At 67.2% G+C, this 16,148-nt stretch carries 15 protein-coding genes; 7 read left to right on the top strand and 8 right to left on the bottom strand.

Annotated elements, in window-relative coordinates:
• The first annotated feature begins 29 nt into the window (after positions 1 to 29).
• Together UK23_RS00975 and UK23_RS00970 are read left to right on the top strand one after the other, a co-directional pair.
• Positions 30 to 677, top strand: a complete 648-nt coding sequence (locus tag UK23_RS00975) for an amino acid ABC transporter permease (RefSeq protein WP_045309389.1) — start codon at positions 30 to 32, stop codon at positions 675 to 677.
• The gene (locus UK23_RS00970; RefSeq protein WP_045309388.1) at positions 674 to 1,531 is read left to right on the top strand and encodes an amino acid ABC transporter permease; all 858 of its coding nucleotides are present in this window, start codon (positions 674 to 676) and stop codon (positions 1,529 to 1,531) included. The genes UK23_RS00975 and UK23_RS00970 overlap by 4 nt, the downstream gene beginning before the upstream one ends.
• A gap of 50 nt (positions 1,532 to 1,581) precedes the next feature.
• Here the strand turns inward: UK23_RS00970 and UK23_RS00965 are convergent, their stop codons facing one another.
• From UK23_RS00965 to UK23_RS00955, 3 genes are read right to left on the bottom strand one after another with little or no spacing between them, the layout of a single operon-like run.
• The gene (locus tag UK23_RS00965; RefSeq protein WP_156212620.1) at positions 1,582 to 2,055 is read right to left on the bottom strand and encodes a hypothetical protein; all 474 of its coding nucleotides are present in this window, start codon (positions 2,053 to 2,055) and stop codon (positions 1,582 to 1,584) included.
• On the bottom strand, positions 2,040 to 2,405 hold the full coding sequence (locus UK23_RS00960) for a hypothetical protein (RefSeq protein ID WP_045309386.1): 366 nt from the start codon (positions 2,403 to 2,405) through the stop codon (positions 2,040 to 2,042). The genes UK23_RS00965 and UK23_RS00960 overlap by 16 nt, the downstream gene beginning before the upstream one ends.
• Positions 2,406 to 2,418: 13 nt before the next feature.
• Entirely contained in the window at positions 2,419 to 2,697 is a 279-nt protein-coding gene (locus tag UK23_RS00955; RefSeq protein WP_045309385.1) for a hypothetical protein, read from the bottom strand.
• A gap of 114 nt (positions 2,698 to 2,811) precedes the next feature.
• On the opposite strand from UK23_RS00955, the gene UK23_RS00950 reads away from it, so the two are divergent.
• A complete protein-coding gene (locus tag UK23_RS00950) occupies positions 2,812 to 3,465 on the top strand; it encodes a LuxR C-terminal-related transcriptional regulator (protein WP_082114318.1) in 654 nt (217 codons plus the stop codon).
• On the opposite strand, the gene UK23_RS00945 is transcribed toward UK23_RS00950, so the two are convergent.
• The 4 genes from UK23_RS00945 to UK23_RS00930 all read right to left on the bottom strand — a co-directional run bounded on the left by UK23_RS00945 (position 3,455) and on the right by UK23_RS00930 (position 7,219).
• The gene (locus UK23_RS00945) at positions 3,455 to 4,201 is read right to left on the bottom strand and encodes a succinate dehydrogenase/fumarate reductase iron-sulfur subunit (protein ID WP_045309383.1); all 747 of its coding nucleotides are present in this window, start codon (positions 4,199 to 4,201) and stop codon (positions 3,455 to 3,457) included. The genes UK23_RS00950 and UK23_RS00945 overlap by 11 nt on opposite strands.
• Positions 4,198 to 6,066: a fumarate reductase/succinate dehydrogenase flavoprotein subunit gene (locus UK23_RS00940; RefSeq protein ID WP_045309382.1), complete on the bottom strand. Its 1,869-nt coding sequence runs from the start codon at positions 6,064 to 6,066 to the stop codon at positions 4,198 to 4,200. Before UK23_RS00940 ends, UK23_RS00945 begins: the two co-directional genes overlap by 4 nt.
• Positions 6,067 to 6,075: 9 nt before the next feature.
• On the bottom strand, positions 6,076 to 6,840 hold the full coding sequence (locus UK23_RS00935) for a hypothetical protein (RefSeq protein WP_045309381.1): 765 nt from the start codon (positions 6,838 to 6,840) through the stop codon (positions 6,076 to 6,078).
• A gap of 85 nt (positions 6,841 to 6,925) precedes the next feature.
• Entirely contained in the window at positions 6,926 to 7,219 is a 294-nt protein-coding gene (locus UK23_RS00930; protein WP_045309380.1) for a hypothetical protein, read from the bottom strand.
• A 228-nt stretch (positions 7,220 to 7,447) separates the two neighbouring features.
• Here UK23_RS00930 and edd point away from each other — a divergent pair, with 228 nt between their 5' ends.
• From edd to UK23_RS00910, 4 genes are all read left to right on the top strand, one after another.
• Positions 7,448 to 9,304 (top strand): phosphogluconate dehydratase, encoded by a 1,857-nt coding sequence (gene edd, locus UK23_RS00925; protein ID WP_045309379.1) that lies wholly within the window; start codon positions 7,448 to 7,450, stop codon positions 9,302 to 9,304.
• A 270-nt stretch (positions 9,305 to 9,574) separates the two neighbouring features.
• Positions 9,575 to 10,213 (top strand): bifunctional 4-hydroxy-2-oxoglutarate aldolase/2-dehydro-3-deoxy-phosphogluconate aldolase, encoded by a 639-nt coding sequence (gene eda, locus UK23_RS00920; protein WP_045309378.1) that lies wholly within the window; start codon positions 9,575 to 9,577, stop codon positions 10,211 to 10,213.
• 214 nt (positions 10,214 to 10,427) lie between these two features.
• Complete coding sequence (locus UK23_RS00915) at positions 10,428 to 12,389, top strand: PEP/pyruvate-binding domain-containing protein (protein ID WP_045309377.1); 1,962 nt, start codon at positions 10,428 to 10,430, stop codon at positions 12,387 to 12,389.
• Positions 12,389 to 13,624: an MFS transporter gene (locus tag UK23_RS00910; protein WP_045309376.1), complete on the top strand. Its 1,236-nt coding sequence runs from the start codon at positions 12,389 to 12,391 to the stop codon at positions 13,622 to 13,624. Before UK23_RS00915 ends, UK23_RS00910 begins: the two co-directional genes overlap by 1 nt.
• Here the strand turns inward: UK23_RS00910 and UK23_RS00905 are convergent.
• Positions 13,584 to 16,109 carry a LuxR family transcriptional regulator gene (locus UK23_RS00905; protein WP_045309375.1) on the bottom strand — a complete coding sequence of 842 codons (2,526 nt, stop codon included), beginning with the start codon at positions 16,107 to 16,109 and terminating at the stop codon, positions 13,584 to 13,586. The two genes, UK23_RS00910 and UK23_RS00905, sit on opposite strands and share 41 nt — an antisense overlap.
• Positions 16,110 to 16,148: the final 39 nt, after the last annotated feature.

Genomic DNA, 16,148 nt, shown 5'->3' with positions numbered 1-16,148 from the left:
TTGAAGGCGGACGGACGGCAAGGAAACCGATGAGCGTCCTCACCAACAACCTAGATCTGTTCCTGCGGGCTTTCGGCCAGACGCTGCAGCTCTTCGCGGTCTCCGCGGTGCTGTCGCTGGTGCTGGGCACGCTCCTCGCGGCACTGAGGGTCAGCCCCGTGCCGGTCTTCCGCGGCATCGGCACCGGGTACGTGACGGTCCTGCGCAACACGCCGTTGACGCTGGTCTTCGTGTTCTTCGTGTTCGCGTACCCGCTGCTGGAGATCCTGAAGATCAGCGAGTACACCGCCGCGCTGGTGGCGCTGTCGCTCTACACGGCGGCGTTCGTGTGCGAGGTCGTGCGGTCGGGCATCAACACGGTCCCGGTCGGCCAGGCGGAGGCGTCGCGCGCGCTCGGCCTCACGTTCACCCAGATGCTCGGCAACGTCGTGCTGCCGCAGGCGTTGCGCTCGGTGGTGCCGCCGATGACGAGCACCATGATCGCGTTGCTGAAGAACACGACGGTCGCGTCCGGCTTCGCCGTCTTCCAGGCGGGCAACATCCGCGAGGCGCTGGCGGACCAGGGTGACGACGTCCTCTTCGGACTCATCTGGGTCGCCATCGGGTTCATCATCCTGGTGCTGCCGCTGACGTACGTCCAGCAGGTCTTCGAGAAGCGGTGGAGCGTGGCCCGATGAGCATGGTGCTGTTCGACGTCCCGGGCCCGAAGGCCCGCGTCCGTCACAAGATCATGGCCGTCGTCGGCATCGCGGCGGTGCTCGCGGCGATCGTGTACGTGGTGATGCGGTTCATCGTCACCGACCAGTTCTCCAGCCGCAGGCTCGACTGGATCAACTACAAGCAGATCCAGCTCTCACTGGTCGACGCCATCGGCAACACGCTGTCCGCGTTCGCCGTCGGCGCGGTGCTGGCGCTCGCGTTCGGCGCGATCTTCGCGGCCGCCCGGCTGTCAGACCACGCGTGGGTCCGCACGCCCGCGGCGGTGATCGTCGAGGTCTTCCGCGCGATCCCGCTCGTGATCATGATGTTCTTCTTCTACTACGGCCTGCCGCAGGCCGGGATCAAGCTGACCGCGTTCACGGCGGTCGTGGTCAGCCTGATGCTCTACAACGGCTCGGTGCTCGCGGAGGTCTTCCGCGCGGGCATCAACTCGCTGCCGAAGGGGCAGAGCGAGGCCGCGTACGCGCTGGGCATGCGCAAGACGCAGGTGATGACGTTCGTGCTGCTGCCGCAGGCGTTGCGGGCCATGCTGCCGACGATCATCAGCCAGCTCGTGGTGCTGCTGAAGGACACCGCGCTCGGCTTCTTGATCACGTACGAGGAGCTGCTGCGGTGGGGTACGCGCATCGGTGGTGACGCGCCGAACTTCGGCCGGCCGATGATCTCGGTGATGATCGTGGTCGCCGCGATCTACATCGGGCTGTGCCTGCTGCTGACGTGGCTCGCGACCTACCTCGAGAAGCGCAACCGCCGCAACAAGAAGGTCATCCACGTGGACGCCGACGACATTCCCGAGATGGCGTCGGTCTGACGGTTCGCGGCGAGAACGGGGCGTGTCCACATCGGACACGCCCCGTTCTGCTACTTCCAGACCACGGACTCGCAGTTGTTCGCCACGTAGTCCGCCGCCAGTGAACCGTTGCCCGCCTTGGCCTTGGCAGCCGTCTCACGGGCGTAGCGCTGACCGTCCGGGTCCTCCGGTGAGAACTTCGGCAGCACCTCGTCCATCACCTTCAACGCCGTGGACTCGGCCGCTTGGTCGCCGCGCTTGCGGGCGTCCTCCCAGCCGAGGTACCAGGCGCACGCGTTGGTCATCTCCAGGACGATCCGCTCGCTGCCCACCGGTGCCTTGTCCGGCCCCGGACCCGACTTCTCCGCGAGCACGTCGAGGTCCGGCGTGCGGCCGTCCGGCCAGGTGAGCTTCGAAGCGCTGTCCCGCACGGCTTTCGCGTACTGCCCCTGGTCCACGAACTGCGGTTGGGGCGTCGCGCAGCCCGCGAGCAGGGCGACCGCGACCAGAGAGATCGGGAGCAGTGCGGTCAGTTTCCGCTCCACCACAACGTTCCTCCGACGGTGCCCGAGGTGTACGGGCTGTTCGAGGCGAGGCAGAACTTGGTGCCCGCCTTGAAGTTCGAGCCGACGCGCGTGCGCGTCTCCTCCATCCGCACGAACGCGCCGCGCGTGTTGCGGTCGCCGCACTTGTACCAGGCGAGCTGCATGATGCCGCCGTAGGCGACCTGGGCGTCGATGTTCGAGCCCGCGACGGTGATCGTGCGCGCGGTCGTGAACCACGTGATCTGGTTGTGCTTGAACGGCACCGTGATCGTGGTCGACGCCGCCTGCGCGGGCACGGCGGACAGCATCGCGAAGCCCACGGCGAGCAGACCGACGAGTGCTCGTTTCATCAGGAGTTTCCCCTCAGGAGTAGACGTTCCAGTCGACGACGCCGCACCAGTCCTGCTCACTGCCCACGACCCCCAGGTAGAACGTCGTCCCGGCGCGGAAGTTCGAGCCGATCCGCCGGCGCGAACGGTCCCCCGCCGGGAACAGCACGGGGCTCCCCGCCACCCGGAGGTCGCCGTCGCGGAACCACCGGATCTCCAGGTCCACGGGACTGGACGTGACGCGCAGGTAGACGTCCGAGCCGTCGGCGGTGATCGTCCGGACGGAGAGCAGGTCTGCCGATGCGGTGCGCATGCGCGGAACGTATCGACGAGAGCGGAACCGTTGCGTCTCACGAACAGTGGATCTCTCGTCAACTTTCGCGGTACGCTCGGAGTTGGGGGGATCTACCGCGGTGACGTCACATGAATGAGGGGCATTGTGACGCGCGTGCTCGTAGTCGACGACCAGCCGTTGTTCAGAGCGGGCCTGGTCGCTTTGCTGAACGCCACACCTGGCATGACAGTCGTCGGGGAGACCGCCGACAGCGACACGGCGGTGCTGCTCGCCGAGTCGTCGCGCCCGGACGTGGTGCTGATGGACACCCGCCTGTCCGCTGTGGAACAGCTGGCGGCCACGTCGCGTGTGCTCATCCTGACCACGGTCGACCTCGACGAGTACATCCACGAGGCGTTGCGCCTGGGTGCCGCGGGGTTCGTGCTGAAGGAGTCGGAACCCGCCCGTCTGCTGGCCGCGATCAACGCGGTGGCGTCCGGCGAGATGCAGTTCAGCCCTACCGTGATGCGCCGGCTCGTGGCGGCCTATCTGCGTGGTGACACGGCTGTCGCGCCGTGGAGTGCGGTGGGCCTGGACGAGCTCACGGGCCGCGAACGCGAGGTGCTGCGGCTCGTCGGCACGGGGCTGACGAACGCGGCCATCGCGGCGAAGCTGACCGTCACCGAGGGCACGGTGAAGACGCACCTCAACCGCGTGATGACGAAGCTGCGGCTGACCAGCCGGGCGCAGGCCGTGGTGATGGCCTACGAGTCCCGGCTGGTCGTGCCTCAGGCGTTCAGCGCTTGAACAGCTTGTTGCCGAGCCAGACGATCGGGTCGTACTTGCGGTCCGCCACGCGCTCCTTCATCGGGATGAGCGCGTTGTCGGTGATGTGGATGTGCTCGGGGCACACCTCGCTGCAGCACTTGGTGATGTTGCAGAGCCCGAGTCCGTGCTCCTCCTGCGCCTGGTCGACGCGATCGGCGGTGTCGAGCGGGTGCATCTCCAGTTCCGCGACCCGCATGAGGAATCGCGGCCCCGAGAACGCCTCCTTGTTCTCCTCGTGATCACGCACCACGTGACAGGTGTTCTGGCACAGGAAGCACTCGATGCATTTGCGGAACTCCTGCGAGCGCTCGACGTCGACCTGCTGCATCCGGTACTCGCCCGGCGCCAGGTCCTTCGGCGGCGCGAACGACGGCACCTCGCGCGCCTTGGTGTAGTTGAAGGACACGTCGGTGACGAGGTCGCGGATGATCGGGAACGTCCGCATCGGCGTGACCGTGATCGTCTCGCCCTCCGTGAACGTCGACATCCGGGTCATGCACAGCAGCCGAGGCCGGCCGTTGATCTCCGCCGAGCACGAGCCGCACTTGCCCGCCTTGCAGTTCCACCGCACCGCGAGGTCCGGCGCCTGCGTGGCCTGCAGCCGGTGGATGATGTCGAGCACGACCTCACCCTCGTTGACCTCGACGGTGAAGTCCTCCAGCGCGCCGCCGGAGTCGTCACCGCGCCACACCCGGAACTTCCCCTGGTAGCTCATGACAACTCCTCGGCGGTGAGGTACTTCTCCAGCTCGGCGCGGTCGAACAGGTCCAGCAGGTCGTGGCGAATCGGGATCTGCGGTTTCTCCTCCACCGAGACACCATCTCCGTCGACGTTGCAGACCAACAGCTTCCGGCGCCACTCGGCGTCCATCACCGGGTGGTCGTCACGGGTGTGCCCGCCGCGCGACTCGGTCCGCAGCAACGCGGCCTTCGCCACGCACTCCGACACCAGCAGCATGTTGCGCAGGTCGAGCGCGAGGTGCCAGCCGGGGTTGAACTGCTGGTGTCCCTCGACCGTCAGCGACTGGGCGCGCTCCTTGAGCTTCTCCAGCCGCTGCAAGGCCTCTTCCATCTCACCCTGGCGCCGGATGATGCCGACCAGGTCGTTCATCGACTGCTGCAGCTCCATGTGCAGCGTGTACGGGTTCTCGCCGCCTTCCGTCTGGAACGGCTTCAGAGCGGTCGCCCGCGCCTCTGTGACGATGTCTTCGGAGACGGTGGGGCGGTCGGTCATCGCGCGCACGTACTCCGCGGCACCCGCACCGGCCCTGCGCCCGAACACGAGCAGGTCCGACAACGAGTTCCCACCCAGGCGGTTCGAGCCGTGCATGCCACCGGAGACCTCACCGGCCGCGTAAAGCCCTGCCACGGAAGAGGATCCGGTGTCCGGGTCGACCTCGACGCCACCCATCACGTAGTGACACGTCGGGCCGACCTCCATCGGCTGCGCGGTGATGTCCACATCGGCCAGTTCCTTGAACTGGTGGTGCATGGACGGCAGCCGCTTGCGGATCTCTTCAGCGGGCAGACGCGTTGACACGTCGAGGAAAACGCCGCCGTGGGGTGACCCGCGCCCGGCCTTGACCTCGGAGTTGATCGCGCGTGCGACCTCGTCGCGCGGCAACAGCTCCGGTGGGCGCCGGTTGTTCGCCTGGTCGGTGTACCAGCGGTCGCCTTCTTCTTCGTTGTCGGCGTACTTGTCCTTGAACACCTCGGGGATGTAGTCGAACATGAAGCGCTTGCCGTCGGAGTTCCTGAGCACGCCACCGTCACCGCGCACGGACTCGGTGACGAGGATGCCCTTCACGGACGGCGGCCAGACCATCCCGGTGGGGTGGAACTGGATGAACTCCATGTTGATCAGCGAGGCACCCGCGCGCATCGCGAGCGCGTGACCGTCGCCGGTGTACTCCCAGGAGTTCGAGGTGACCTTGAACGACTTGCCGATGCCGCCGGTCGCGAGGATCACCGCCGGTGCCTCGAACAGCACGAACCGGCCGGACTCGCGCCAGTAGCCGAACGCGCCGGCGATCCGGTCCCCGTCCTTGACGAGGTCGGTGACGGTGAACTCCTGGAACACCCGCAGGCGTTCCTCGTAGTCGCCGAACTCCTTGAAGTCCTCCTGCTGCAACGAAACGATCTTCTGCTGCAGCGTGCGGATCAGTTCGAGTCCGGTGCGGTCACCGACGTGCGCGAGACGCGGGTACTCGTGGCCACCGAAGTTGCGCTGCGAGATCCGGCCGTCCTTGGTGCGGTCGAACAGCGCGCCGTAGGTCTCCAGCTCCCAGACACGTTGCGGCGCTTCCTGCGCGTGCAGCTCGGCCATCCGCCAGTTGTTGAGGAACTTGCCGCCGCGCATGGTGTCGCGGAAGTGCACCTGCCAGCTGTCGCTCGAGTTCACGTTGCCCATGGCGGCGGCGATGCCACCCTCGGCCATGACGGTGTGGGCCTTGCCGAACAACGACTTGCAGAGAACGGCGGTGCGCAGGCCGTGCTCACGGGCCTCGATCGCGGCACGCAACCCAGCGCCACCGGCACCGATCACGAGAACGTCGAACGAATGCCTTTCCAGCTCGGGCAAAACCACTCCTTAGTTGATGAAGCGGAGGTCGGAGATCGTTCCCGAGGCGACCAGCGCGACGTACAGGTCGGTGAGGCAGACGAAGATCAACGAGGCCCACGCGAGCTGCATGTGCCGGTTGTTCAGCTTGGAGATCTGCGTCCACATCCAGTACCGGACCGGGTGTTTGGAGAAGTGCTTGAGCCGCCCGCCCGCGATGTGGCGGCACGAGTGGCAGGACAGCGTGTACGCGCCGAGCAGCGCGACGTTGGCCAGCAGGATGATGTTGCCGAGGCCGAGTCCGGTGCCGAACGCGAGGATCGCGTCGTAGATGTTGATCAGCAGCAGGATCGAGGCCGCGTAGAAGAAGTAGCGGTGCAGGTTCTGCGCGATCAGCGGGAACCTGGTCTCACCGGTGTACTTGCTGTGCGGCTCGGCCACGGCGCACGCGGGCGGCGACGCCCAGGCGGCCCGGTAGTAGGCCTTGCGGTAGTAGTAGCAGGTGATCCGGAATCCCAGCAGGAACGGGATGATGATCACCGGCGGGGTCAGGAAGCCCGGCAGCGCCGGGAACCACTGACCGAAGTGCGATGCCGCGGGGAGGCACTCCTCGGTGAGGCACGGGGAGTACATCGGTGTGAGGTAGTGGTACTGGTCGACCCAGTAGTAGTCCCCCTGGAACGTGCGGAACGCCGCGTAGATCGAGATGAGCAGCAGGCCGACGAACGTCGTCAGCGGTGGCAGCCACCATCGGTCCGTGCGCAGAGTCCTGGCGGCGATCTCTGCCCTCGCCATTACTCACCTTTCTGGGGGTCCACGTCGTTGTGGGGAAACGCCGAACGGCCCCCGCGTCAGGCGGGGGCCGTGGGATCAGGTCGGCTCAGGATCGGTTGCGGTAGCCACCGAGTCCTTCGTCGTCTGCGTCCTTCCACAGCGACTCGTCGTAGGGCGTGTCGGGCACGACCACGACCTCGCGTTCCACTTGAGGCGCTTCCCGCTGCCTCGGGGTGGAGCCGAGATCGACGAGTTCGGTGGCGTCGATGTCCATGCGTTCTACGTCGTTGGCAAGGCGTTGCACGGCCGCCACGTCGCCGTACTTGGCGCGCAACGAGCTGACGCAGTGCCGCATCTGGCCGATGACCCGGCGCAGTTCGACGATCTCCGTGGACGTCATGGGGACACCTCCGTTCCAAGGTCGTGCCCCGCACTCTGCCCAATCTCAAGCCATGTGACAAGCACCACACGCCAAGATTCAAAACTGAACCCGTCTCGCCTACTGAATCGTTTTTGTGTCTACGACCAGCCATGACTTACTGTGTGTGGCGTCACGCCCGTCCGTGGGACGCCACCGTTGTCGTCTCGTAAGGGCCCCACCACGGCCCGTGATGACCCGGAGACCCCCATGACCGAACTGCATCCCGTTCTGACAGAGGTGACACGCAGGATCGCCGCCCGAAGCGCGGACACCCGGCGTGTGTACCTCGAACGAGTGGCGGCCGCCGCGCAGGACGGCACGTCCCGGTCCGGCTTCGCGTGCAGCAACCTGGCGCACGGCTTCGCCGGGATCACCGGCGGCGACAAGGCCGCTCTGCGTGCTTTGCGGAAGTCCAACGTCGCGATCGTCTCGTCCTACAACGACATGCTGTCGGCCCACCAGCCGTTCCAGGAGTACCCGGCCTGGATCAAGGACGCCGTGCGCGAGGTGGGCGGCGTGTCCCAGTTCGCGGGCGGTGTGCCCGCGATGTGCGACGGCATCACCCAGGGCCGTGACGGCATGGAGCTGTCGCTGTTCAGCCGCGACGTCATCGCGATGTCCACCGGTGTGGCCCTGTCGCACGAGATGTTCGACGCCGCCGTGCTGCTGGGCGTCTGCGACAAGATCGTGCCCGGGCTGCTGATCGGCGCTCTGTCGTTCGGCCACCTGCCGTCGATCCTGGTGCCCGCGGGCCCGATGGCGTCCGGCCTGTCGAACAAGGAGAAGGCCCGCGTCCGGCAGCTCTACGCCGAGGGCAAGGCCTCGCGCGAGGACCTCCTGGAGGCCGAGGCCGCCTCGTACCACTCCCCCGGCACCTGCACGTTCTACGGCACCGCGAACTCGAACCAGATGGTCGTCGAGGTCATGGGCCTGCACCTGCCGGGCGCGTCCTTCGTGCCTCCCGGTACCGGTCTGCGTCGTGCGCTGACCGAGTACGCCGGCCGTCGCGCCGTCGAGATGGCCCGCGGTGAGGGCTACACGCCGATCGCGCACATCGTCGACGAGAAGGCCGTGGTCAACGGTGTGGTCGCGTTGCTGGCCACCGGTGGTTCGACGAACCACACGATGCACCTGGTCGCCATCGCCGCCGCCGCGGGCATCGAGCTGAGCTGGGACGACCTCAACGACCTGTCCGCCGTGGTGCCGTTGATCGCGCGGGTCTACCCGAACGGCAGCGCCGACATCAACCACTTCCAGGCCGCGGGCGGTGTCCAGTTCGTCGTCGGCACGCTTCTGGACGCCGGGTTGCTGCACGCCGACGTCAACACCGTCGTCGGTCACGGCCTCGACCGCTACCGCCAGGAACCGATGCTGCTCGACGGCTCGCTGGTCTGGGTCGACGGCCCCGGCCGCTCGCTGGACCTCGACGTGCTGCGGCCTGTTACCGAGCCGTTCGCCTCCGACGGTGGCCTGCGCATGCTCTCCGGCAACCTGGGCCGCTCGGTCATCAAGGTCTCGGCGGTGGCTTCCGAGAACCACGTCGTCGAGGCCCCGGCCCGCGTCTTCACCACGCAGGAGGCGTTCCAGGAGGCCTTCAAGGCGGGCGAGCTCGACCGCGACGTGGTCGTCGTCGTCCGCCAGCAGGGTCCCCAGGCCAACGGCATGCCCGAGCTCCACAAGCTGACACCTCCGCTGGGCGTCCTGATGGACCGCGGCTACAAGGTCGCTCTCGTCACCGACGGCCGCATGTCCGGCGCTTCGGGCAAGATCCCGGCCGCGATCCAGCTGACCCCGGAGGCCGCCGTCGGCGGTCCACTGGGCCGGGTCCGCGACGGCGACGTCGTCCGGCTCGACGCCACCGCCGGCACGTTGGAAGTCCGCGTCTCGGCCGAGGAGCTCGCCTCCCGCCCGCTCGTCGACTTCCCGCCGACCGGTCGCGAATGGGTCGGCACGGGCCGCGAGCTGTTCGCCGCCCTCCGCCGCTCGGTCGGTCCCGCTGACCGCGGCGCCACCGTGTTCGGCCCGATCACCGCCGACCACTTCGCCCCTGTCACCCACCTCTAGCCACTAATATATTGCCGCACCGACCACCGCCGACCTGCGCCTTAGCAATGACTCTTTGGACGACGCCGTCAAAAGACTCGTTGCAAAGGGCGCGGCGACGCCCGGCCAGCCCGCCCGCCACCAACCGCCCGCAGCCCTCCCGGCCACCTTTGCAATGAGTCTTTTGACTTCGTCCGCAAACGTTTTTTGCATCCGGGTGGGGGACGGAGGGGGTGTGGCAGTATCCGATATATCGGTTTTCGATCACAAAGATTGGCAAGGAGAGCGCCCGTGACCACCGGAGCCGACCTGCTGGAGCTGTCGCCCGTCATCCCCGTCGTCGTGGTCGACGACGCCGACCACGCGGTGCCGCTCGCCCAGGCGCTGCTGCGCGGGGGCATCCGCGTCATCGAGCTGACGCTGCGCACCCCGGCCGCGCTCGCCGCGATCGAGAACGTCGCGCGCGAGGTGCCGGAGATCGTGATCGGCGCGGGCACCGTGACGGCGCCGGAGCACGCCGAGCAGGCCGCGAAGGCCGGGGCGGCGTTCCTCGTCACGCCCGGCACGACCGATCGGGTGCTCGACGCCGCAGACGCGACCGGGCTGCCGTACCTGCCGGGCGCGGCGACCGTGTCCGAGGTGATGCGGCTGGCCGAGCGCGGGCTCAGCGCGCTCAAGTTCTTCCCGGCCGAGGCGGCGGGCGGCGTCGACTACCTGAAGTCGATCGGCGGGCCGATCCCGCACATCAGGTTCTGCCCGACCGGCGGCATCACCCCGCAGACCGCGCCGAACTACCTCGCACTGCCGAACGTCGGCTGCGTCGGCGGCTCGTGGCTGGCTCCGAAGGATGCGCTCAAGGCCGGCGACTGGGACCGCATCGAGACCCTCGCCCGCGAGGCTGTCGAGCTCAAGCAGGGCCAGCTCGGGTAACCCAGGTCACCAACCGGAATTTCGGCTCACATCACGGGACCGGCGTCCCATTCAGTTGGATTCTTCACCCAACGGATGGTGACGCCGGTCTCCTGTTGACGAAAGTTTGAGGGAAAGTGAATCGGCTCCCGTCCAATTGAGATTTCAACAGGAATAACGCCTATCTCCCGGGTGTCACACTTGCTCGTTGCAATGACGCGCGAGAGGAGCAGGTGTGGCTGTCCAGGAGGCCGACGTGGCGGGGTTGGTCGGGGAGCAGCTGACTATGTCGGCTTTCAACCAGCTATCCGGCAGTCTGGGTGGTTATTCCTTCGTCAAAGTGGTCCTCGACCGCCAGAACGAGACGATCCACTTCCTGAACAACGCGCGCCACGAGTTCCACGCGATCTACATCGGCCAGGAGATCCTGGGCATGGCCGAGCAGGAGATGCGGGCGCGCATCGACGAGTTCAACCAGAGCTTCTACCACGCCTCTGACCGGCGGTTCTTCCTCGGCATCCTGTCGCTGCACAAGCGCGAGGACAAGCGCATGTTCTCACTGGAGACGGTCGAGGTCGACACCATGTCGGCGGACATGATCGAGTTCTTCTACTCCGAGGTGCGCCGCAACGTCGACGCCTCGACGCCCCTGTTCTTCAAGCCCGCCAACCACCTCCAGGAACAGGAGGTGGCGGAGCTTCCCGTGGAAAGGCTGCCACGGATCCTGGCGCACGAATTGTTCTCCACGGCGGAGTTCGTGGCGTTGAATCCGGGTACGACGAAGGGCCGGTTGCGCGCATTCCGCACCGAGCAGGAGTACCGGGAGAACTCGCTGGAGTGGTTCGACATCGTGGTGATGCACCGCGTTCCGGACGACATTCCGCGGCTCGCCGGCATCATCAACGCGAGCCACACCACTCCCCTGTCGCACACGAACGTCCTGGCGACCGGCTGGTCCATCCCGAACGCCATCCAGCTCGGCGCGTTCGACCTGATCGACCGGGAGAACCTCGACGGCCAGTGGGTCGAGTACGAGGTGTCGCCGAAGAGCGCGACCGTCGGGTTGCGGCTGATCGACGAGCCGCAGGACCTCGGCCAGCGCCCCGCCTGGTACGCCCAGCGCATCACGCTCGAGGAGCCCGAGGACACCTACAACCCGATCCTCAACCTCGCCAAGATCCGCTACAACGACAGCCACCGCTACGGCACCAAGGCCGCGAACCTCGGCGAGCTGCACCACGTGCTCGCCACCGAGTCACCGCGCCGGCTGCTCGGTTTCTTCTCGGTGCCGCGCCCGCCGCGGGACAACCTCATGCCGTACCTGGCGAAGCTGCTCGACAGCGACGGCGACGTGCTCGCCGCCGCCCAGCAGCTGCTCGCGGAACGGGTCCGGGTGCCTCGCGGCGTCGCGCTGCCGTTCTCGATGCACCAGGGCTTCCTGGAGTCGTCGCCGAAGATCCAGCAGGCCATCGGCAAGCTGAAGATGGCGCTGGAGCTCAACGCCCGCGAGATCGAGCCGTTGTGCGTCGAGCTGCAGCGGCTGATCCGCAAGACCCGCGTGCCGGACTACCTGCTGTCCGAACTGGACAGTGCGCTGGTCGAGAACCTGGCCGGGGTCAGGACGTTCGTGGTGCGCAGCTCGTCGAACGCGGAGGACCTCGCCGGGTTCTCCGCTGCGGGCATCTACGAGTCGTACAACCACGTCACGAGCGCCGAGAAGATCGTGGAGTCGGTCAAGGAGGTGTGGGCCTCGCTCGTGTCCGCGCGAAGCGTCCGGCTCAGGCAGCAGGCAGGCATCTCGCTCGACGACTGCTTCATGGGCGTCGTGATCCAGGAGCAGGTCAAGGCGGACTTCGGCGGCGTCATGGTCACCACGAACCCCATGAACCGCAACGACTTCCGCAACGTCTACATCAACGTCTCGCCGAACGTCACCGACGTCGTCGAGGGCTCGAAGCTGCCGATGCAGTACCTCTACTCCACTGTGGAGGGTGGCGGTCGCACGGTCTCCCTCGGTGACGCGAAGGAAGACCTCGGTCCCAGGACACAGGCGCAGCTGCAGCGGCTCGCGATCGTCGGACGGTTGCTGCAGTCGCACTTCTCGCCGGACTACACGTTCGACTCGCCGGTCGACATCGAATGGCTCGCCACCGACGACATCCTGTACGTCCTGCAGCTGCGGCCGTACTCGATCTGATGCTGGGACTTCGCGTACCGGCGACTCCGGATGTGGCGCGTGCCGTCCGCCTGACGTACGGCTTCCAGTTCTTCTTCGGGCTGCTGCTGTGGATCCCGATCTTCTACGAGTACCAGAAACAGCTCGGGATGAGCGACGCCGAGATCTTCGGCATCCAGTCGATCTACTACGTCGCGTTCTGCCTCATGGAGATCCCGACCGGCATGGTCGCGGACCGCTTCGACTACCGCACGTCGTTGTGGCTCGGCGCGAGCGTGCTGGTCGGCGCGAACCTGGTGCCGGTGTTCGCGGGCAACTACACCGGGTTCCTGATCCACTTCCTGCTGATCGCGCTCGCCAGGTCGTTGATCTCGGGTGCCCAGAGCGCGTACCTGTACGAGTACCTCAACGCCCACGACGCCGGGCACCTCTACCTCAAGGTCGAGGGCGTCGGACGGTCGTACAGCCTGGTCGGCAAGATCGTGTACTGGCCGGTGATCGGGCTGCTGATGCAGTGGAACATGCCGTCGCCGTACTGGCTCACGGCGATCAACGCCGCGATCGCCGTGGTTCTCGCGTTGAAGCTCCCGCCGATTCCTGGCTGGACGAGGCCGGAAGGCAAGACGTCCAAGCTGCTCGCGGGCGTCGGCGGGGCGTTCAGCTCGCTCAAGGCCTCGCGCTGGCTGCTCCTGCTCATGGTCCAGGGCATCGCGATGTTCACGCTGGTGCGGATCCTGCAGGTGAACCTGTTCCAGCCGGTGCTCGAGTCGAAGCACGTCTCGGTCAACTGGTACGGCTCGGTGCTCGCCGCGATGACGATCTTCGAGGCGATCGCCGCGGCAAGACCGCACTGGCTGTCGAAGAAGATCGGCCCAGCGAAGTCGGTGTTCCTGCTGACGATCGTGATGGCGTTGTCGATCGGCTTCATCGTGCCGTCCGGCGGGGTCCTGACGATCGTGTTGCTGTGCCTGTTCTCCGTTACCGCGGGCATGAGCTTCCCCATCCAGAAGAAGCTCCTCAACGACGCGATCCCGGACTCCCGTTACCGCGCAACGCTTCTCTCGATGGAGTCCATCATGGACCGTGCCGTGTGCGCGGTCGTGGCGGTCGCACTCGGCGCCTACCTCGCCGGCGGGCAGCTCAACGAGTTCCTGGTGCTGTCGTCGGTCGTCACCGTGATCCTGATGGCGTTGCTGGCGGGCCTGTTGATCGCCGTCAGGACCACAAGGCGGCGACGAGCTCAGCTCGTCCGTTGATGCCGAGTTTGCGGTAGGCGCTCGACAGGTGCAGCTCCACCGTGCGGCGGGTCAGGTGCAGCATCTCGGCGATCTGCCGGTTCGTCAGACCCTGCGCCGCCATCCGCGCGACCCGGTTCTCCTGCTTGGTCAGGCCCTGCACCTGGTCGTCCTCGTCGCGCACCTCGTCGCCCGCGAGCTTGGCCAGCGGGTGGGCGCTGAGGCGGCGCGCCAGTTCGAACGCACGGCGCAGGTGCGGGGCGGCGGCCTCGGTGCGTCCCTTGCGGCGCAGGTGATGCCCGAGCCAGTACAACGACTGGGCGTGCAGCAGCCGGTGCGGTGACGAGGCGAGCAGCTGTTCCGCCTCGGCCAGGACATCGACGTCGTCGGTGCTGATGCCGACACTCATCAGCGCGGTCCCGACAACGCGCGTGGAACCCCACCGCTTGGCGAGATCCAGCTCCTCGTGCGCGAGCCGGGCCGCGTCGTCCTTGTTGCCCAACGCCAAATACGCGCGCACCGCGTGGTGCCGCCACGCCAGCAGCGCGGGGTTCGGCATCTCTCGTTCGGCGAGCCGTCGGCCGGCCTCCAGCAGGTCCTCCAACGCACCTTCGGCATGGCACGACGCGAGCTTCAGCCGGCCGCGGGCGTAGACGACGTTGATGTGCTGCAACAGATTCCCGTCCTCGACGACGAGCGGGGCCGCCTCGTCGAACTGCCCCATCTCGATGCACACCTCGGCGAGCTTGGCCATGGCCAGCAGGACCGCGGGGCAGTCCGTGCTGCCCGTCGAGGTCGGCGTCAGGAACGTGTACGCGCGCGCCAGATCACCGCTGTTGTGGAAGGCGGCGGCGCGGGCGACCATGCTCAGCATTCCCCGGCGCAGGTGCGGGTCGTACGAGACCGGCGCGGTGCTGTGCGAGAGCCAGAACTTGTTGATGTGCTCGGGATGGTCGGCGAGCACCGGCACCAGGAACGTGAACAGGTAGGGCTCGCCGAACACGTCGACCCACTCGCCGTCGAGTGCCTCCAGCGCGTGCTCGACGGCTTCGGTCGACGAATCACCGCTGCGAGCGTTGCCGACCGCGAGCAACGCCTGCCGCGCGCGCCGCAGGTTCGGGTCCTGCGGGATGTCGCCGATGAGGTCGTCGTAGTACTTGCCCGCGCAGTTGGCCATCCGGGCGTCGCGGTTGGCGGCGAGGAGGTACGTGGTGCAGACGAGGTTCCAGACCAGGTCGCGGTCCTCTGGCAGCAGCCGCGCGACCACCATGATCGCCAGCGACACCGCGAAGTGCGCGTCGGAGCCCGTGCACATGTTCTGGATCAACGACAGCGCGGCGTTCGCGGCGAGATGCGGGTCCTCGCAGGCGGTCAGCGCGTCCCGGACCCGGTCGCGGCCTTCCCTGTTGTCCTTGAGGTGTTCGGCGTGGCCGAGCTCGACCTCGATCGACAGCCGGTCCTCATCGGACAGATGTTCGTCCAGCGCTCGTTCGAGGTGCTCGACGCCGCCGACTTCCCGCAGCAGGTCGACGGACCACGGCAGGCGGACGGACCTGGCCTTCAGCACGTGCTCGGCGACGCGTTCGTCCGGGGCGTCGGACTCGAACAGCAGCCAGGCGGCACGGGCGTGCGCGGCGGACCGGACGGCGATCGGCATGTCGGCGAGGATGCTGTTGCGCACGAACGGATGGCGGAACGTCAGCGGGTCGGTGTCGGCGAGCACGCCGAGGCGGACGAGCGTGTCGACGGCGGGCAACGCGTCGAAGCCGGTCAGCGCGGACAGCAGGTCCAGGCCGGCGTCACCGTTCAGCACGGCGGCGGAGCGGGCGACTTCGGCGGCGCCCGTGTACTCACGCAGCCGCATGCCGATCATCTCGCCGACCGAAGCAGAGCCCTCACCTTCCTCGCGTAGCAAGGCTTGTAGCAGATAGGGATTGCCGCCGGTGAGCTCGTGGCAGCGTTGCGGATCCCTGTCGGTGAGCTGTCCGATCGCGGTGACGTCGAGGCCTTCGAGGTCGATGCGGTGCGGGTGGGCGCCGGCGATCTCGGGCAGCGTCACCTCGTCCGTGGAGAGGTAGCCCTGGGAGGCACCGAGAGCGATGACGACCGGCATGCCCTGCATCCGTGGCCGCAGGTAGGCGAGCGCGCGCTTGGAGAACGTGTCGGCGACGTGGACGTCGTCGATGACCATGAGGATCGGTGCCTTGCGCGCGGAGTTCGCAGCGCGCGCGTACAGCTCTTCGAGGTCATGTTCGTTGGCGAGGCACGGAGCGAGCTGGCGTACCACGGCACCCGGCAAGTGGCTCTCCAGCCGGGCGCTCTTGGCCATGCGCACGGTGAACCCGCGCCCTCTGGCCTCGGCCGTGAAGGCGTCCAGCAGCGCGGACTTGCCGATGCCGAAGCCTCCGGTGACGACCACGCACGAGGCCGTCCCTTGTACTGCGTCGTCCAGCAAACGTCCGAGAGCCGCGAGTTCCGCGTCCCGGCCGAGCAGTGGAGATGTCACCTCTGCCTACCCCTGCCTTCGGTACCGAGAGGTCCGCAG

The sequence above is a fragment of the Lentzea aerocolonigenes genome (assembly GCF_000955955.1).
Taxonomy (GTDB): Bacteria; Actinomycetota; Actinomycetes; order Mycobacteriales; family Pseudonocardiaceae; genus Lentzea; species Lentzea aerocolonigenes_A.
Note: the sequence above shows the minus strand (reverse complement) of the source record. Positions and strands in the feature narration are given on the sequence as shown.

Bases quoted from the DNA above. Each gene is read 5' to 3' on its own strand.
- UK23_RS00975 (WP_045309389.1), top strand. From the start codon at position 30: ATGAGCGTCCTCACCAACAACCTAGATCTGTTCCTGCGGGCTTTCGGC.
- UK23_RS00970 (WP_045309388.1), top strand. From the start codon at position 674: ATGAGCATGGTGCTGTTCGACGTCCCGGGCCCGAAGGCCCGCGTCCGT.
- UK23_RS00960 (WP_045309386.1), bottom strand. From the start codon at position 2,405: ATGAAACGAGCACTCGTCGGTCTGCTCGCCGTGGGCTTCGCGATGCTG.
- UK23_RS00955 (WP_045309385.1), bottom strand. From the start codon at position 2,697: ATGCGCACCGCATCGGCAGACCTGCTCTCCGTCCGGACGATCACCGCC.
- UK23_RS00950 (WP_082114318.1), top strand. From the start codon at position 2,812: ATGAGGGGCATTGTGACGCGCGTGCTCGTAGTCGACGACCAGCCGTTG.
- UK23_RS00945 (WP_045309383.1), bottom strand. From the start codon at position 4,201: ATGAGCTACCAGGGGAAGTTCCGGGTGTGGCGCGGTGACGACTCCGGC.
- UK23_RS00935 (WP_045309381.1), bottom strand. From the start codon at position 6,840: ATGGCGAGGGCAGAGATCGCCGCCAGGACTCTGCGCACGGACCGATGG.
- UK23_RS00930 (WP_045309380.1), bottom strand. From the start codon at position 7,219: ATGACGTCCACGGAGATCGTCGAACTGCGCCGGGTCATCGGCCAGATG.
- edd (WP_045309379.1), top strand. From the start codon at position 7,448: ATGACCGAACTGCATCCCGTTCTGACAGAGGTGACACGCAGGATCGCC.
- UK23_RS00910 (WP_045309376.1), top strand. From the start codon at position 12,389: ATGCTGGGACTTCGCGTACCGGCGACTCCGGATGTGGCGCGTGCCGTC.